This is a genomic window from Streptomyces sp. NPDC029138 (genome assembly GCF_055564375.1).
This window is the reverse complement of the sequence record NZ_JBVHWM010000068.1, coordinates 13,034-28,667: the sequence shown is the minus strand read 5'-3', so window position 1 is coordinate 28,667 and position 15,634 is coordinate 13,034. Positions and strand designations below refer to the sequence as shown.

17 protein-coding genes are annotated in these 15,634 nt (G+C 72.9%); 5 read left to right on the top strand and 12 right to left on the bottom strand.

Translation table 11 applies throughout. The features are described 5' to 3' along the window. Positions 1 to 3: 3 nt before the first annotated feature. The 3 genes from ACZ4WH_RS35805 to hypE are packed head-to-tail and all read left to right on the top strand — an operon-like array spanning position 4 to position 2,508. Positions 4 to 294, top strand: a complete 291-nt coding sequence (locus ACZ4WH_RS35805; protein WP_468188709.1) for a HypC/HybG/HupF family hydrogenase formation chaperone — start codon at positions 4 to 6, stop codon at positions 292 to 294. Further along, positions 291 to 1,436, top strand: coding sequence for a hydrogenase formation protein HypD (gene hypD / locus ACZ4WH_RS35800; RefSeq protein WP_468188707.1), 1,146 nt, complete (start codon positions 291 to 293; stop codon positions 1,434 to 1,436). The genes ACZ4WH_RS35805 and hypD overlap by 4 nt, the downstream gene beginning before the upstream one ends. Beyond that, the gene (gene hypE, locus ACZ4WH_RS35795; RefSeq protein ID WP_468188705.1) at positions 1,429 to 2,508 is read left to right on the top strand and encodes a hydrogenase expression/formation protein HypE; all 1,080 of its coding nucleotides are present in this window, start codon (positions 1,429 to 1,431) and stop codon (positions 2,506 to 2,508) included. The genes hypD and hypE overlap by 8 nt, the downstream gene beginning before the upstream one ends. 20 nt (positions 2,509 to 2,528) lie before the next feature. Here hypE and hypA read toward each other — a convergent pair whose 3' ends face one another. From hypA to ACZ4WH_RS35745, 10 genes are all read right to left on the bottom strand, one after another. Further along, positions 2,529 to 2,885 carry a hydrogenase maturation nickel metallochaperone HypA gene (hypA, locus tag ACZ4WH_RS35790; RefSeq protein WP_468188703.1) on the bottom strand — a complete coding sequence of 119 codons (357 nt, stop codon included), beginning with the start codon at positions 2,883 to 2,885 and terminating at the stop codon, positions 2,529 to 2,531. Between the two features lie 7 nt (positions 2,886 to 2,892). Continuing rightward, positions 2,893 to 3,027, bottom strand: a complete 135-nt coding sequence (locus ACZ4WH_RS35785; RefSeq protein ID WP_468188701.1) for a hypothetical protein — start codon at positions 3,025 to 3,027, stop codon at positions 2,893 to 2,895. 95 nt (positions 3,028 to 3,122) lie between these two features. Then, on the bottom strand, positions 3,123 to 3,329 hold the full coding sequence (locus tag ACZ4WH_RS35780; protein WP_468188700.1) for a hypothetical protein: 207 nt from the start codon (positions 3,327 to 3,329) through the stop codon (positions 3,123 to 3,125). A gap of 26 nt (positions 3,330 to 3,355) precedes the next feature. Then, complete coding sequence (locus ACZ4WH_RS35775) at positions 3,356 to 3,943, bottom strand: DUF5947 family protein (protein WP_468188698.1); 588 nt, start codon at positions 3,941 to 3,943, stop codon at positions 3,356 to 3,358. After that, a complete protein-coding gene (locus ACZ4WH_RS35770) occupies positions 3,940 to 4,482 on the bottom strand; it encodes a NifU family protein (RefSeq protein WP_468188696.1) in 543 nt (180 codons plus the stop codon). Before ACZ4WH_RS35770 ends, ACZ4WH_RS35775 begins: the two co-directional genes overlap by 4 nt. Then, on the bottom strand, positions 4,475 to 6,274 hold the full coding sequence (locus ACZ4WH_RS35765; RefSeq protein ID WP_468188694.1) for a nickel-dependent hydrogenase large subunit: 1,800 nt from the start codon (positions 6,272 to 6,274) through the stop codon (positions 4,475 to 4,477). The genes ACZ4WH_RS35770 and ACZ4WH_RS35765 overlap by 8 nt, the downstream gene beginning before the upstream one ends. A gap of 48 nt (positions 6,275 to 6,322) precedes the next feature. Beyond that, positions 6,323 to 7,411, bottom strand: a complete 1,089-nt coding sequence (locus ACZ4WH_RS35760; protein WP_468188692.1) for an NADH-quinone oxidoreductase subunit B family protein — start codon at positions 7,409 to 7,411, stop codon at positions 6,323 to 6,325. Then, positions 7,408 to 7,953, bottom strand: coding sequence for a hemerythrin domain-containing protein (locus tag ACZ4WH_RS35755; protein ID WP_468188690.1), 546 nt, complete (start codon positions 7,951 to 7,953; stop codon positions 7,408 to 7,410). Before ACZ4WH_RS35755 ends, ACZ4WH_RS35760 begins: the two co-directional genes overlap by 4 nt. Then, positions 7,940 to 9,460: a hypothetical protein gene (locus tag ACZ4WH_RS35750; RefSeq protein ID WP_468188688.1), complete on the bottom strand. Its 1,521-nt coding sequence runs from the start codon at positions 9,458 to 9,460 to the stop codon at positions 7,940 to 7,942. Before ACZ4WH_RS35750 ends, ACZ4WH_RS35755 begins: the two co-directional genes overlap by 14 nt. 116 nt (positions 9,461 to 9,576) lie before the next feature. Next, entirely contained in the window at positions 9,577 to 10,473 is an 897-nt protein-coding gene (locus ACZ4WH_RS35745) for a LysR family transcriptional regulator (protein WP_468188686.1), read from the bottom strand. 62 nt (positions 10,474 to 10,535) lie between these two features. Here ACZ4WH_RS35745 and ACZ4WH_RS35740 point away from each other — a divergent pair, with 62 nt between their 5' ends. Beyond that, the gene (locus tag ACZ4WH_RS35740; protein ID WP_468188757.1) at positions 10,536 to 10,886 is read left to right on the top strand and encodes a DoxX family protein; all 351 of its coding nucleotides are present in this window, start codon (positions 10,536 to 10,538) and stop codon (positions 10,884 to 10,886) included. Positions 10,887 to 11,282: 396 nt separating this feature from the next. Here the strand turns inward: ACZ4WH_RS35740 and ACZ4WH_RS35735 are convergent, their stop codons facing one another. Beyond that, positions 11,283 to 11,861 (bottom strand): P-loop NTPase family protein, encoded by a 579-nt coding sequence (locus tag ACZ4WH_RS35735; RefSeq protein WP_468188684.1) that lies wholly within the window; start codon positions 11,859 to 11,861, stop codon positions 11,283 to 11,285. A 538-nt stretch (positions 11,862 to 12,399) separates the two neighbouring features. Here ACZ4WH_RS35735 and ACZ4WH_RS35730 point away from each other — a divergent pair. Next, on the top strand, positions 12,400 to 13,938 hold the full coding sequence (locus tag ACZ4WH_RS35730) for a hypothetical protein (protein ID WP_468188754.1): 1,539 nt from the start codon (positions 12,400 to 12,402) through the stop codon (positions 13,936 to 13,938). Between the two features lie 40 nt (positions 13,939 to 13,978). On the opposite strand, the gene ACZ4WH_RS35725 is transcribed toward ACZ4WH_RS35730, so the two are convergent. After that, complete coding sequence (locus ACZ4WH_RS35725; RefSeq protein ID WP_468188682.1) at positions 13,979 to 15,295, bottom strand: hypothetical protein; 1,317 nt, start codon at positions 15,293 to 15,295, stop codon at positions 13,979 to 13,981. Positions 15,296 to 15,634: the final 339 nt, after the last annotated feature.

Below are 15,634 nucleotides of genomic sequence, written 5' to 3'. Positions count from 1 at the left end.
CCCATGTGTCTGGCAGTGCCCGGCAAGGTCGTGTCCATCGACCACCGTGCCGACCCGCTCACCGGCCTGATCGACTTCGGCGGCGTACGCAAACAGGCCTGTCTGGAGTACCTGCCCGACATCCGGGTGGGGGAGTACGTCATCGTCCACGTCGGCTTCGCGCTCCAGCGCCTGGACGAGGAGTCGGCCCGCGCGTCCCTGGAGCTGTTCGGCCAACTGGGGCTGCTGGAAGAGGAGTTCGGTGACGCCTGGGAGCAGGCGGCACGGCAGGAGAGCGGAACGGAGGCCCGGTGAAGTACCTCGACGAGTTCAACGACCCCGATCTGGCGCGCCGGCTGCTGGACGAGATCCGCGCCACGGTCACCCGGCCCTGGGCCCTGATGGAGGTCTGCGGTGGCCAGACCCACTCCATCATCCGCCACGGCATCGACCAACTCCTCCCCGAAGAGGTGGAGTTGATCCACGGCCCCGGCTGCCCGGTGTGCGTGACCCCCCTCGACGTCATCGACAAGGCCCTGGAGATCGCCGCGCGCCCCGACGTCATCTTCTGTTCCTTCGGGGACATGCTCCGCGTGCCCGGCACCGGCCGGGACCTGTTCCGGGTCAAGGGCGAGGGCGGTGACGTACGGGTCGTCTACTCGCCGCTGGACGCCGTGGACCTGGCCCGCAGACACCCCGACCGGCAGGTCGTCTTCTTCGCCATCGGCTTCGAGACGACCGCCCCCGCCAACGCCATGGCCGTCCACCAGGCCCGCCGGCTGGGCCTCGCCAACTTCAGCCTGCTGGTGTCCCACGTCCGGGTCCCCCCGGCGATCGAGGCCATCATGACCGCCCCCGCCTGCCGGGTCCGGGGCTTCCTCGCCGCCGGGCACGTGTGCAGCGTGATGGGCACCGCCGAGTACCCGGACCTCGCCGAACGGCACCGCGTCCCCATCGTCGTCACCGGGTTCGAACCGCTGGACATCCTCGAAGGCATCCGGCGCGCCGTCCACCAGCTGGAGCGCGGCGAGCACCGGGTGGAGAACGCCTACCCCCGCGCCGTACGCGACCAGGGCAACCCGGCGGCCGTCCGGATGATCGAGGAGGTGTTCGAGGTCACCGACCGCAACTGGCGGGGCATCGGCCGCATCCCCGACAGCGGCTGGCGGCTGGCCGACGCCTTCCGCGCCTACGACGCCGAACACCGCTTCGACGTCACCGGCATCCGCACCGAGGAACCCGCCGTGTGCCGCGCCGGCGAGGTCCTGCAAGGGCTGATCAAACCCACCGAGTGCGCGGCGTTCGGCACCTCCTGCACCCCGCGCACCCCGCTCGGCGCCACCATGGTCTCCAGCGAGGGCGCCTGCGCGGCCTACTACCTGTACCGCAGGATGACCGACAGCCCGGCACCACAGGGATCACGTATCCCGCGCGAGGAGATGAACCCCGTTGGCTGACCTCGCCACCACGGACACCACCCCCGTCGACCCCGCGAACTGGACCTGCCCCGCACCCCTGCGCGACCAGCCGGTCGTCGTCATGGGCCACGGCGGGGGCGGCGCCCTGTCGGCGGAGCTGATCGAGCAGGTCTTCGCCCCCGCCTACGGCAACCCCACGCTCGCGGCGCTCACCGACTCGGCCGTCCTCGGCCTCGGCGGCGCCCGGCTGGCCTTCTCCACCGACTCCTACGTCGTACGCCCGCTGTTCTTCCCCGGCGGCAGCCTCGGCGATCTCGCCGTCAACGGCACGGTCAACGACCTGGCGATGAGCGGCGCCCGGCCCACCCACCTCTCCGCCGCCTTCATCCTGGAGGAGGGCGTGGAACTGGCCGTGGTCGAGCGCGTGGCCCGCGCCATGGGTGACGCCGCCCGGGCCGCCGGCGTCACCATCGCCACCGGCGACACCAAGGTGGTCGAGTCCGGGCACGGCGACGGCGTCTACGTCACCACCGCCGGCGTCGGCCTGGTCCCCGAGGGAGTCGACATCCGCCCGCAGCGGGCCCGGCCCGGCGACGCCGTCCTCGTCAGCGGACCGATCGGCCTGCACGGGGTGGCCGTCCTGAGCGTCCGCGAGGGCCTGGAGTTCGGCGTCGAGATCACCTCCGACACCGCGCCGCTCGCGGACCTGGTGGCAGCCATGCTCGCGGTCACCCCGGACCTCCACGTGCTGCGCGACCCCACCCGGGGTGGCCTCGGCGCGTCCCTGAACGAGATCGCCCGCGCCTCCGGCACCGGCGTACGACTGCGGGAGCGGGCCGTCCCGGTCCCGGACGAGGTCGCGAACGCCTGCGGCTTCCTGGGCCTCGACCCGCTGTACGTCGCCAACGAGGGCCGGCTCGTCGCCTTCGTCCCCCCGGAGCACGCCGACGCCGTCCTGGCGGCCATGCGCGCCCACCCGCAGGGCACGGACGCCGCCCTCATCGGCGAGTGCGTCGCGGACCACCCCGGCATGGTCGTCGTCGCCACCGGTCTCGGCGGCACCCGGGTGCTGGACCTGCCGCTGGGCGAGCAGTTGCCCCGGATCTGCTGAAACCGCCCCCGGCCCCGCCGTCAGGCCGGGGCCGGGACCGGCTCCACATCCGTGATCTCCAGCTCCCGTCCGCCGCGCAGCTCCTGCGAGGGCCGGTCGCAGCGCGGGCACCAGAAGAACGGCGGCATGCCGACCGCGAACTCCTCGGCACACCCGCCGCACCAGGCCCGCGCCGTCACCTGCTCCACGATCAGCCGGGCCCCCGCGAGCGCCGTGCCGTCACGGGCCACCTCGAAGGCGAAGTGCAGCGCGTCCGGCACGACACCGGCCAGCTCCCCGACCCGGACGGTCACCGAGGCCACGCCGTCCGCGCCGTCCGCGCGGGCGATCTCCGCCGCCTGTTCCACGATCGCGGTCGCGATCGACAGCTCGTGCACGGCCGGCTCAGCGCGGGCGCCTGGCGCCGGACCGCAGTTTGATCATGCGCCAGATGCGCACCTCCCGGACGATGCCCGGGATTTCGAGGACGAGCAGCCCGAACGTGAGGGCGCCGAGCGCGACACCCTGCGCGATCAGCACGCGCTGTGCCGTCGTCCTCGTCCTTACCGGCGTGGCCGTCATTCCCGCTGGACGCGTCCTCATCGCGATGCCCTTCCGCTGTCTCATCCTGTTCCTCATCCCGGAGAGATGTTCGGCATGATCTTCATGATGGCGTCGTGCCGCTTCCAGTGGATCCCGGTGGAGCGGCGCGCGTCGGACGTGCCGTCCTTGTGGTGTCCGGTCTGGCGCTTGTACGGCCCGCTGTTGCCCTGGTGCAGCCCGTGCACATGTCCCGGTGTGTCGGGCTTCGCCTGGGGGCGGCCCACTCGGATGGTGCTCATCGCTGTTCTCCTCTCGTGTCAGGCCCTCACGGCCGCTCGGTCAGCTCCGTGAAGAACCGCTCCACGGCCGGCCAGACCCGGCCGCCTCCGGCGAGGCCGCGCCACTCCCGGCGGACCAGCGCGACCATCCGGAAGCAGTCGTCCACCGGCACGATCCAGTGGTGGTCCAGGCCCCGCACGGTGTTCACCAACAGAGCCTCCACCTCGGGTGCCATGGTCGCCAGCGGAGGACACGCGGCGCACATCTCCGCCCAGCGGTCCGCCTCCACCTCCCAGCGCATCGCCCCGGCCGGGCTCGGGCCCTGCGCGGTGACGGTGCCGTCCGCGCGCGGCACGAAGAACACCAGCCCGACCGGCACCCCGAGCGGCCCGGTGTCCACCGGGGCCAGCCGCACCCGGCGGCTCGGCACCAGCAGATACCGGCCGCCGCCCGCACCGTCACCGGCGAACAGCACCGCACACGCCCCGCAGGCGCACAGCAGCTCCTCGCGGTCGGCGGCGTACAGATGGCGGTGTTCCTCCGGCACGGCTTCCGCGCACAGGTCGCACCGCTCGGGGCCGTCCCGTTCGGCGGCCGAGCGGATGACCCGGGCCAGCGCACCGTCCACCCTCACCGCGCCTCCCGCACCAGCAGCGAGTCCAGCGGTACGAAGGCGGGGGCGGCCGGCGCGGACAGCTGCTCGACCGCCGTCAGCTCGGGGGCGGCCGCCAGTACGGCCTCCCGTACGGCGTCGGCGACCGTCGGCCCGCCGCCGCAGCCGGACCCGCAGCCACCCGCCTCGGTGACCCGCACCCGGGCCACCTGCCCGTCGACGCCGACCAGTTCGACGTCGCCGCCACGCTCGCGGATCGCGGGCCGCAGCCGGTCGACCGCCCGCTCGGCGCGCCGCGCGGGCGGTTCGGGGTGCAGCTCGTGCAGCACCAGCAGATGTCCCAGCAACTCGTCCTCGGCGAGCCGTGCGGCCGGCTGCTCACCGGCCAGGTCGAGCACCCGGGCCAGGGCCTCGCCGTAGATCTCGGTCAGCACCCGCACGGCCTCCACGGCGGTGGCCGCCGCGGGGCCGGGCGCGGACTCCAGCCCGGCCAGCAACTCGTCCAGCCGGGCCAGCCGCGCCTCGACGACCGGGTCGGCGAGCCGTCCGGCGTCAGCCATGGTTCGCCCCGTACGTCGGTGAGTGCACGGTGCTGAGCGTCCTGCCCTTGCCCATGTACATGTGCACTCCGCAGGGCAGACAGGGGTCGAAGCTGCGCACGGTGCGCATGATGTCGACGCCCTTGAAGTCGTCGGGGCCGTTCTCCTCGAAGATCGGCTGTCCCTGGACGGCGTCCTCGTACGGGCCCGGGGTGCCGTAGATGTCGCGCGGGCTGGCGTTCCACGGGGTGGGCGGGTACGGGTGGTAGTTGGCGATCTTCTGGTCCCTGATCACCAGGTGGTGCGAGAGGACACCGCGCACCGCCTCGTGGAAGCCGCAGCCGATCGCCTCGTCCGGCACCTCGAAGTTCTCGAAGATCTTCGTCTCGCCGGCCCGCACCAGCGCCATCGACTCCTCCAGGAACTGTAGGGCCATGGCGGCGGCGTAGGCGACGAAGTAGGGCCGGGCGCGGTCCCGTTCGATGGTGTTGCTCCACTTGGGGATGCGCCACTCCAGGGTGGTCTCCGGCAGTTTCTCGCCCCTGGGCAGGGAGATGCGCACGCTGTCGCCGGTGGCCTTGATGTACGGCGTGTCGACCAGGGCGCTCAGCGCGGTCGACCACAGCCGGGCGAGCGGGCCGCCGCCGGTGTCCAGTGCCAGGTGCTGACCTGTCTCGGGGTGGTACCAGCGCGGGCTCATCACCCAGCTGTAGTTGCCGGTGAAGTCCCGCTTCTGCGGCACCGGGACGGTGGTCTGGTTCCAGGGGTGCCGCATGTCGACGGGGTTGCCGAGCGGGTCGTGGGTGACGAACGGCTGCTCGTTGACCCAGTCCTCGTAGAAGGAGCTGCCCAGCAGGACGCGCAGGCCGAGGTTGATGTCGATCAGGTTGTTGGTGACCAGCTTGCCGTCGACGATGATGCCGGGGGTGACGTACATCGCCTTGCCCCAGCGGTTCATGTTCTCGTACCGGTAGTCGACCACGTCCGGGTTCTGCCAGGCGCCCCAGCAGCCCAGCATGACGCGGCGCCTGCCGACCTCCTCGTAGCCCGGCAGGGCCTCGTAGAAGAAGTCGAAGACGTCGTCGTTCATCGCCACCGCCTTCTTCACGAAGTCGATGACGCGCATCAGCCGGGTGAGGTAGTCGGTGAAGGTGTTCGGCTGGGGCATCGTGCCGACGCCGCCCGGGTAGAGCGTGGAGGGGTGGACGTGCCGCCCCTCCATCAGGCAGAACATCTCCCGGGTGACCCGGCTGACCTTGAGCGCCTCCTTGTAGACCTCGCCCTCGAAGGGGTTGAAGGCCCGCATGATGTCGGCGATCGTCCGGTAGCCGTGGATGTCCCCGCGGGGCGCGTCGGTGCGCTCGGCGCGGGCCAGCACACCGGGGTTGGTCGCCTTGACCATCGCCTCGCAGAAGTCCACGAAGACCAGGTTGTCCTGGAAGAGCGTGTGGTCGAACATGTACTCGGCCGCTTCGCCCAGGTTGGTGATGTTCTCGGCCAACCGCGGCGGCTTGACGCCGTAGGCCATCTGCTGGGCGTAGTTGGAGCACGTGGTGTGGTTGTCGCCGCAGATGCCGCAGATCCGGGAGGTGATGAACCCGGCGTCGCGCGGGTCCTTGCCCTTCATGAACACCGAGTAGCCCCTGAAGAGCGACGAGGTGCTGTGGCACTCCACGACTTCCTGGTTGGCGAAGTCGATCTTCGTGTAGATGCCGAGGTTGCCGATGATCCGGGTGATCGGGTCCCAGGACATGTCCACGATCTGCGCGGGCTTGCGCCCCGTGACCCGGGTCGGGTCCTCGGTGGTCGTCATGTCGCTTCCTGCCCCTCGTTCGTCGTAGGCGTGGGTGGGTGCCGGCGCTCAGGGACGCCAGTACGGGTCGTAACCGGTGGTCAGTTCCGGTCCGTTGTGGTGCCACTTGGGTTCGCGGTTCACCGCGATGCTGGTCAGGCCGCGCAGCCGTCGGATGACGGCGCCGTACGGCTTGAGCAGCGTGGACGACAGGGCACCGCCGGTCGGCTCGTCCATGAACGGCATGAACGCGTCGGGGAAGCTGGGCATGGTGCAGCCGATGCAGATGCCGCCGACGTTCGGGCATCCGCCGATGCCGGCCATCCAGCCGCGCTTGGGCACGTTGCAGTTCACGACCGGCCCCCAACAGCCGCTCTTCACCAGGCACTTGGGGGAGTTGTAGTCCTTCGCGAAGTCCGCCTGCTCGTAGTACGCGGCCCGGTCGCAGCCCTCGTGCACCGTCTTGCCGAACAGCCACTGCGGACGCAGCATGTGGTCCAGCGGGGGCGGCGGCGCGGCACCGGCCGCGTGATAGAGCACCCAGATGAGGGTCTCCATGAAGTTCTCCGGCTGGATCGGGCAGCCCGGCACGTTCACCACCGGCAGCGCGCCCTGCGACTTGAAGTCCCAGCCCAGGTAGTCCGCGAGGCCCATGCAGCCGGTGGGGTTGCCCGCCATGGCGTGGATGCCGCCGTACGTGGCACAGGTGCCGGCGGCCACCACCGCCCAGGCCTTGGGTGCCAGTTGGTCGATCCACCAGTTGAGGGTCTGCGGCTCGCCCGTGTCCGGGTCGTTGCCGAACGACGTCCAGTAGCCGTCGCCCTCGATGATGTTCTGGTTCGGGACCGAACCCTCGATGACGAGGATGAACGGCGACAACTCCCCGCGTGCCGCCGCCCGGTAGGGAGCGAGGAAGTCCTCGCCGCCCAGGCTGGGGGAGAGGACCTTGTTGACCAGGTTCACTCTCGGCAGGCCCGGGATGAGTCCGGCGACCAGGTCCTCGATGCCGGGCTGCCCGGCCGCCGTCATGGACACGGTGTCGCCGTCGCAGCTCATGCCCTCCGAGATCCAGAGGATGTAGATCTCGTCGAACCCGTTCCGCGCCTCGGACCGGCTGGGTTCACGCGTCACTTCCGTGGTGCCGCTCTGAGTGGTCATGTCGTCGGCCTCCGCTGGAGTCGGTCTCGGAGTCGGTCGTAGGCCGCGGCCAGGGGGGCCGCGAGGGTCAGGGCGGGCGGCTGGTCGGGGGCGTGCGGGTGCGGGCGGGTCGGCGCGACGGCCTTGGCCTGCCCGATCAACTCGCCCAGCCGGTCCAGTTCCTGCTGGGAGACGGCCTCCCGCAGCCGGGGCATGAGAGTGCCCTCCTCCTCCTGGATGTGCTCCGTCACCTCCCGGCGCAGATCCGCCACCAGTTCGCCGGTCCGCTGGTCGCCCTCGCCGAGCCGGTCGAGCGCGAGGAGGGTCTGCTTCACCCCCATGTGCTCGCTCAAGTGCTCGTCGATCTCCCGGTCGCCGTCCGGCAGCACCTTCCTGGCCAGCGGATACAGGAGCATCTCCTCCAGAGCCGCGTGCTTGGACAGTTCACGCACCAACAGCTCCACGACACCGCGCCGCTGTCGGTCGGAGGCCGCGGCCTCGTAGTCGCGGAACAACTGCTCGACCATCCGGTGGTCGTGCTTGAGGACGTCAAGGGCGTCCATCGAACCGTCCCTCCTCCGGCCCGCCGGCCGGACGCTCGGGCGGCCGCGGGGACTGCGGCCGGATCGGCCGGCCCGGACCCGGTGGGGCGTCGGGGCCGAGCGTTTCGACCTCGTCGGGCCGGAAGTAGTGGAAACGGCCGTACCAGCCGTGGAGTTCGGCGGCCGGATCGTCGTCGACCGTGACCGCCAGGTGCGTGCTGCCGTCCACGTCGTGGAAGACCGCGGCCACGTGCGCGGTGCGCCCGGCCAGGAACATGTCCTGGGCGTCGGCGCCCCGGCCGCGCGGGCACAGCCGCACCCGGCTGCCGCCGCCCACGGGCACGCCGTCCACCAGCACGGTGTCCGTCGCCGGGGACAGCCCGTCGTCGCCGCCCTCCTGCCACCAGGCGGGCCGCTCGGCGGCGGGGGTCGGCGGCCGTTCGGCGGCGGGGGTCCGCGGGGTCAGGGAGCGGATGGCGCCGTGCAGCCGGGCGAAGACCTCCCGGGGCATGGTGTCCACCCGGTCGAGGATGCGCGCGGCCCGTGGATCGGTGGCCCGGGCCTCGGCCTTCTCCTCGTCGGTCAGCAGCATCGTGCGCAGCGTGAGGATCTCGTCGATCTCCGCCGCGTCGTGCAGATCGCCCGGGCTCTCCGGCGCCACCTGGGGGTGGTCGGGGAGGATGATCGGGGCGGAGAGCAGGAGCGGGCCCGTCGCCCCGTCACCGCTCCCTGACTCCGGCGGGGCCCCGCCCAGCACCGGGAACGTGAACGCGTTGCGGCAGCCGCGCACCTGCTCCGCGAGAGCGGCCGGCGGGTCGATCAGCGAAACGAACTCCACTCCGTCGCCGGTGAGGAGAGTGTGCGTGGCGAGCAGCGCCTGCCCCAGCACCGCGTCGCGGCAGGCCCGCGGGTCGGGCGCGTCACCGGTGTTCTCGGTGCGCACCCGCAGCCGGCACAGGCCCGGCCCGAGCCGTTCGGCCGTGACCGTCGTCCCGGCCCGCACCTCCCGGCGCCGGCGCACCGTCCGCCCCGCCCCCGCCGGCAACGCCTCGTACTCCGCCCCGGCCGGCGCACCCACGGCGACGGTCCGGCCTTCCCGCGGCGACTCCTCCAGCGGCAGCACCAGCTCGGTCTCGCGAGGCACCGCCTCCTCGAACGACAGGTGGGCGGTCCCGTCGGCCGTCCGCAACGACTCCACCGGGCGATGCGCCCCGTCGCCGTCGGCCGCCTCCACCTGCTTGTGCTGGAGTTGCAGGTACCGCACCCGCACCCGTACGGCCGCGTCGGCGCGCCGCACCCGCAGCAGACACTCGGTCTGCTGGTACCACGAGTCGGCGGAACCGGAGATCCCGGGCGTGACCGGCCCGTACCGCTCCACCCAGTTCCGGGGCAGCAGCACTCCGAACTGCCAGCGGACCCGGTTCTTCGCCGAGGACCGGCGATAGGGATAGAGCAGATAACCCTCGTACAGCACGGCGTCCGCGACGGCACTCAGCTGCGCACAGGCCTCGCCGGTTCCGTTCGCCATGCCCTCTCCTCGCCACTGGTGCGTCCGCGGACTCCACCCCCACGGTCACACCGGTCACGCCCGCCCGCCCCTCCGGCGCACCGTCATTGCGCCGGACAGGGGAGAACACGCGTCCGTCACGTGGTGCGGGCCAGGTCCAGGCAGCAGCGGACGAAGTCCCGTACGACCGGGTTCCGGTCGTCGGCCGGTGCCCAGGCCACGGCCACCCGGGTCGGGCTCACCCCCGTGACCGGGCGGTAGACCACGCCGGGGCGAGCGTAGAACCGGGCGGCGGACGCGGGCGCGAGGGCGATGCCGTACCCGCTGGCGATGGCGCTCAGCCAGTCGTCGGGCTGCTCGGTGACCGCGCCGATCCGGACCGGGCGGCCCTCGCGCTCACCGGCGGCCAGCCAGTGGTCGCGCCAGGCGCCGGTCTGTGGCGGCGCGGCCACGAAGGGCTCGTCCCACAGCTCCCGGAAGGCGATCTCCGCCCGCTCCGCGAGCCGGTGCGTGCTCGGCAGCGCCACCCAGCGCTCCTCGCTGAACAGCACCTCGACCCGCAGCGCGTCCTGGCCCGGGAACGGCAGCCGCAGCAGCGCCGCGTCCACCTCGCCGTCGGCCAGGCCCGCGCTCGGGTTCGTCCAGGCCGCCTGCCGCAGTTCGGCACGCCACCCGGGCCGCCGCCGGGCGAACTCGGCGACGATCCCCGGCGTCGCCTCGTTGGCCGCGCTCGCCACGAACCCCACGCGCAGCACCCGGGCCGTGCGCCGGCCGGCGGCCCGCGCGGCGCGCAGGGCGTCGTCCCAGGCCGCGAGGACGTCCGGGGCCCGGCGCGCGAGTTCCCGGCCGGCGTCCGTCAGCGCCATGCCGGTGCGCGAACGCTCGAAGAGCCGCACGCCGAGCCGGCTCTCCAACTGCCGGATCTGCTTGGTCAGCGCCGGCTGGGACACGTACACCCGCTCGGCGGCGCGGACGAGGCTGCCCTCCTCGGCGACGGCCAGGAAGGAGCGCAGCAGACGGGAGTCGACGTCCATTCCAGAAGGTTATGAACGCTGGTATTGGACGGCGCGGCGACCCTCCGGCGAGCGTGGACAGCATGAACCTCGCCTATCTCACCGTCACCTGTGCGACCGTCCTGGCCAACGCGGGCATCGCGGCGGCCGACCTCGCGAAGGCGCCGTTCGTCCTCGCCAACTCGGCCGACGTCGGCGTGGCGCCCCGCCGGCTTCCCGCACTCGCGCTGCTGAAGGCCGCCGGAGCGGCCGGGCTGCTCCTCGGGCTGCTGGGCGTACGCCCCCTGGGCATCGCCGCCGGCGTCGGCCTGGTCCTGTTCTACGTCGGCGCGGTGGCCGCCCATGTGCGGGCCCGGGTGTTCCGCACGATCATCTTCCCGGTCCTGTTCCTGGCGCTGGCGGCCGGAACCCTGGCACTGGCGGCGGCCCGGTGAACGGCCGGGCTCAGCGGGGGAGTGGATCAGGGTCGGCGCGGGAGTGGATCAGGCTCAGCGCGGGAGTAGATCCCGGCTCAGCGTGGGAGTAGATCAGGGATCGGCACGGCAGTAGTTCGGGCTCAGCGCGGGAGTAGATCCTGGCTCAGCGCGGCAGTCGATCTGGGATGGGCGCTGCACTAGATCCGGGCTCAGCGCGGGAGTAGATCCCGGCTCAGCCGCCAGCAGGTCAGGGATGGGCGCCGTAGCAGATCAGGGATCGGCACGGCAGTAGTTGGGGCTCAGCGCGGGAGTAGATCCCGGCTCAGCGCGGCAGTCGATCCGGGATGGGCACCGCGGTAGATCCGGGCTCACCGTGGGAGTAGATCCCGGCTCAGCGCCGCAGTAGATCCTGGCTCAGCGCAGCAGCAGATAGCGGGTGACGAGGGACTGCGCCCGGTCGGCGTCGATGCCGAGGGCCCGGCCGAGGGCCTCCCAGCGCTGCTCGCCGTCCTCCTCGATCACGCAGGCCGCCTCCCGGCCGGCGCGCCGGGTCAGCCGGTCCAGCGCGGTCACGGCCCGCAGGGCGGCGGCCGGCGCGTCCTCGGCCAGCGTGTACAGCTTGTCCTCCAGGGCGCTCAGCAGCTGGACCAGGTCGGCCGGCAGCGGCACCGTCCGCCGCTCGACCGTACGGATGTGCTCGCTCCAGTCCCGGCGCGGCCCCGAGACGTCCAGCTCCTCCAGGCCGTCGTCGTCCAGCTCGTCCCACGGGACGGGGCTGCTCGGCCCGCGCCAGCCGCAGCTGCACGCGGCGCGCACCGCCGCCGCCCTCGGCCGGGTCGTCCTGCCGTCGTACACCCACCATTCGCTGGTCCGGTACATCTCTGCGCCGCTGCCGATGTCGAAGTACGCGGGCTTCGGCTCGCTGCCGTCCTCCAGGACGGCTCCCACGATGCCCTCGTGGGACTCCCCGAACTCCTCGGTCGTCCATCCCACGGCCGCCTCCCTCCCCGCGCCGGCTCTGTCCCGCCCATCATGGGCGACGCCGTGCGCGGCCCGGGAGCGGACGGGAAAAAGGGTCCGAAAGAGGGCTGTTCACGGCGCGGGCGCGCCTGTGCGGGGTCACGTCGGTCCGGCGATGACCGGCGGTGCGCCCGGCCTCTCGGGCAGCCGCCGTACCGCAGGGCGGCGGAGACCGTGCGGACCACCGTCGTCTCGACGATGAGCAGCGCCGCGGCGGTGCCCGGTACGGGGCGGGCGTGTGCAGCAGCGCCGTACAGGTCTGTCAGGTCGGCCCGTGGCCACGGTTGCCCGGGCGCCTCGGAGCAGTCGGTGCGTCCGAGGCGTCTCATCCGTGCCGGCAGAGCGGCCACCGTGCGCCGCGCATGCCGTCCTCGCCCCTCTGTCCGGCATGCGCCCGCGCCCGTACACTGCGAAGCCACAGACATGCGGGCGCGGTTGACCGGGGGGAGCCATCATGTCCGGAGGTCCGTACGGTCCGGGTCAGGGGTTCGGCGGGCCGCCGCTGCCGCCCATGCCGCCGGGTCCCCCACCCAGACCGGCGGGACCGCCGCCGGCCCCGCCGGACGCCTTGCGGGTCGCCGCGATCGCCCTGCTCAACCTGAGCGGTCTCGGCCTCGGTTACGCGCTCCTGCGCCGCTGGGTGGCGATGGCCGCCTGCTGGGCCGCGACCGGCGCGCTCCTGCTCGTCGCGCTTCCCGCCGACGCCGACGGCGTCCCCGGAGCCGCGCTCGCCGGCTACGCCGCGCTTCTGCTGGTGGTGGCCGTCCACGGCGGAATCGCCGGACTGCGCACCCGGCTCGCCCGGCCGGGCGGCGCGTCCCTCGCGCTGCTGCTGGGCGTCCTGCTGCTCGCCGTACCGGCCGGTGGCGCCCTGTGGTACGAGGACGCCCACGACGAGGCCGTCGAACAGGCGCTCCTCGGCCGCCTGGAGCGCGCCGACGACCTGGTGGCCGAGAGCGGCCGTCGGTCCTTCGGCGCCGCCCGGTCCGACTACGGGACGGCCCTGGGGGTCTACCGCGACATCACCGCGCACCACTCCGGCTCCCGCGCGGCCCGGCAGGTCCCCGACAGCCTGCGGACCTACTACACGACGGTCGGCGCGGCCTACGGACACCGGGAGTACTGCGACGCGATAGAACCCCTGAAGTACCTCCGCACCGTGCCGGACACCATGCCCGAGGAACAGCTCGGCTCGCTGGCGCGGTGGCCCGACGACCGGCTCGCGACCGCCTTGTACGAGTGCGGTGCGCGGCACCTGGCGACCGGCGAGACGGACTGGGTGAACCGCTTCGGCGACCTGCTCGACACCTTCCCGAGGTCCGGGGCGGCGGCCAAGGTGGCGCCGGCCGTCGACGCGGCGGTGAAGAAGGCGGAGAAGGCCGTCGGCGGGGACGAACCCTGCACGGCCGTCGAGAAGTTGCGCGACCTCGACACCCGGATCGCCGACCTGTCCAGGTCGGCCGGGGACACGGACGGCCGGCTGACGAAGGCGGCGAGCCGGGCCGGCCGCAGCGGCGACGCGGGCGTGTACGCCTGCGGGGTCGACCAGTACAGGGACGGCGACTTCGACGCGGCGCAGAAGACGATGGAGCAGTTCGCCGCCGACCACAAGCACGACAGGAACCGCGCCCGCGCCCAGAAGATCGCCATAGCCGCCGAGGTCGCCCGGACCCTCCCCGCGGCCGGCAAGAAGCTGCCCACCCTGGCCTCCGGCGGCAGCATCTCCGTCACGGTCAAGAACGACAGCCCGGACGACATCACCGTCCTCTACACCGGCCCGGTCACCGGCAGCTTCACCCTCAAGGGCTGCGGCGGCTGCAAGGCGTACACGTTCGCCGACACGGCGTTCTCCACCTTCAAACCCTGCAACGACAGCGGCAGGCACTACCCGCAGCGCACCATCAGCCTGCCCGTCGGCACCACGTACTTCGTGCACAAGCCGAACGGCGGCAGCACCGCGACCCCGGCCTCGGACACCGCCAAGCTCCGGTCCGGCTACATCTACACGGAGTGCGCCTACTCGACCCAGCGGCTGGGGTCCGGGTACTGACCGGCGGCCGGGGCGCGCGGGCCGGCACCCCGCCGCCCGGTCAGCGCTGCCGGCCGGCCCGGCGTCGTACGGCCACGAGCGCCCCGGCGCCGACCAGCACGGCCCCGCCGGCCGCCGCCGCGACGGGCAGCAGCGGGCCGGAGCCCGTGTTCGCCAGGTTGCCGCCCGTCGCCGAGGACGAGCCGCCGGTGGAACCGTCCGTCACGCCGGCGGTCGTGGCCGAGCCGGACGTGCCGCCCGCCGTCGAGCCGGAGCCGCCGGTGCTCCCGCCGGTGGAGCCACCACCGGAGGACGTCGTGCCGCCCTCAGTCGTGCCGCCTTCCGTCGCGCCGCCCCCGGAGGAACCACCGCCGCCCGTCGCACCGCCGTCGCTCACCACGAGCTTGATCGCGGCGGTGTCGTTCGCCCGGTCCGGGTCGAACGGGCGGGGCTCACCCGCGAGGGTCACCGAACCCTCCGCCCCGGAGACCGCCTTGTCGATGCGCACCTTGAACGTGTAGGTCTCGCCGCCGCCCTCGTTCACCCAGCGCTGGCTCGTACCGCAGTCGTAGTCGCCCGCACCGGTCTCGTCGCAGTACCCGTCGGCCTTGGTCACCGACGTACCGGCCGGCATCGAGATCAGCACGCGGGTCGCCGGGGTGTCGAGCTTCCGGAGCACCCAGGCGGGCCCGGCGTTGGCGAACGTCACCTTGAGGTCGACGGTGGCGCCGACGCGGCCCCGCAACCGGGCGCCGGTCACCTGGAAGTCGGCCGTGTTGTCGGTCGTGACGGTCGTGTCGGCCGCGTCCCAGCCGTCGTGCCGGGCGGAGCCGGGGGCGGCCGGCTTCTCGTCGGGCCGCTCGACCAGCTTCACCGCCGGGGCCGTACCGCGCACCGGTTCGGAGGCGCCCTCCGTCGGGGCCGGGTCGTACGCGTCGACCGACACCCGCAGTTCGTCGTGGAGCGCGTGGGCCAGGGCCTTGAGGGTGACCGGCCGCTCGGGGGCGTACACCACACCCGGCTCGATCGCCTGGTCGAACGCGCAGACCAGGTGGGAGGTGCTGGGCGCCTCGTCGAAGGAGGCGACCTCGTAGCGCAGGCAGTTGGACGGTATCGCGGTGTGGCTGAGCCCGCGCGTGACCGAGTACGACATCCATACCTTGCCGAGCGCCGTGCCGCCGGTGTTGGTGAAGGTCGCCGGCACCTCGACCTCGCCGCCCGGCTTGACCCCGTCGACCGGCGCGACGGCGCCGAGCACCAGACCGGTCCCGGGGTCGTCGGCGGAGGCGGGGGCGGCACCCAGCGCGAGCAGGGCGGCGGCGCCGATCGCACCGGCGGTCTGCCGGAGTGCGCGGGAGCCTGGCGTGGTGAACGGCATGGAATCCTCTGGGGGGTGTGACGGTGGCGGATGAACGAACGCTGGGGGAACGTGCGTTCCGCACGAGGAGACTGCCGCCGCGCGGGAATGGTTGCACGAGACACCGACGAATCTCCGCGCCACCGACTACGCCTCCGGAGTGCCGACCGAGAGCGGGCTGCCGACCGAGACCGGACCCCGACCGCGCCTCCGAATTGCCGACCGCGCCCCTGGACTGCCGACCATGCCCTCGGACTGGCGATCACGCCTCCGGAGTGCCGACCGAGAGCGGGCTGCCGACCGAGACCGGACCCCGACCGCGCCTCCGAATTGCCGACCGCGCCCCTGGACTGCCGACCA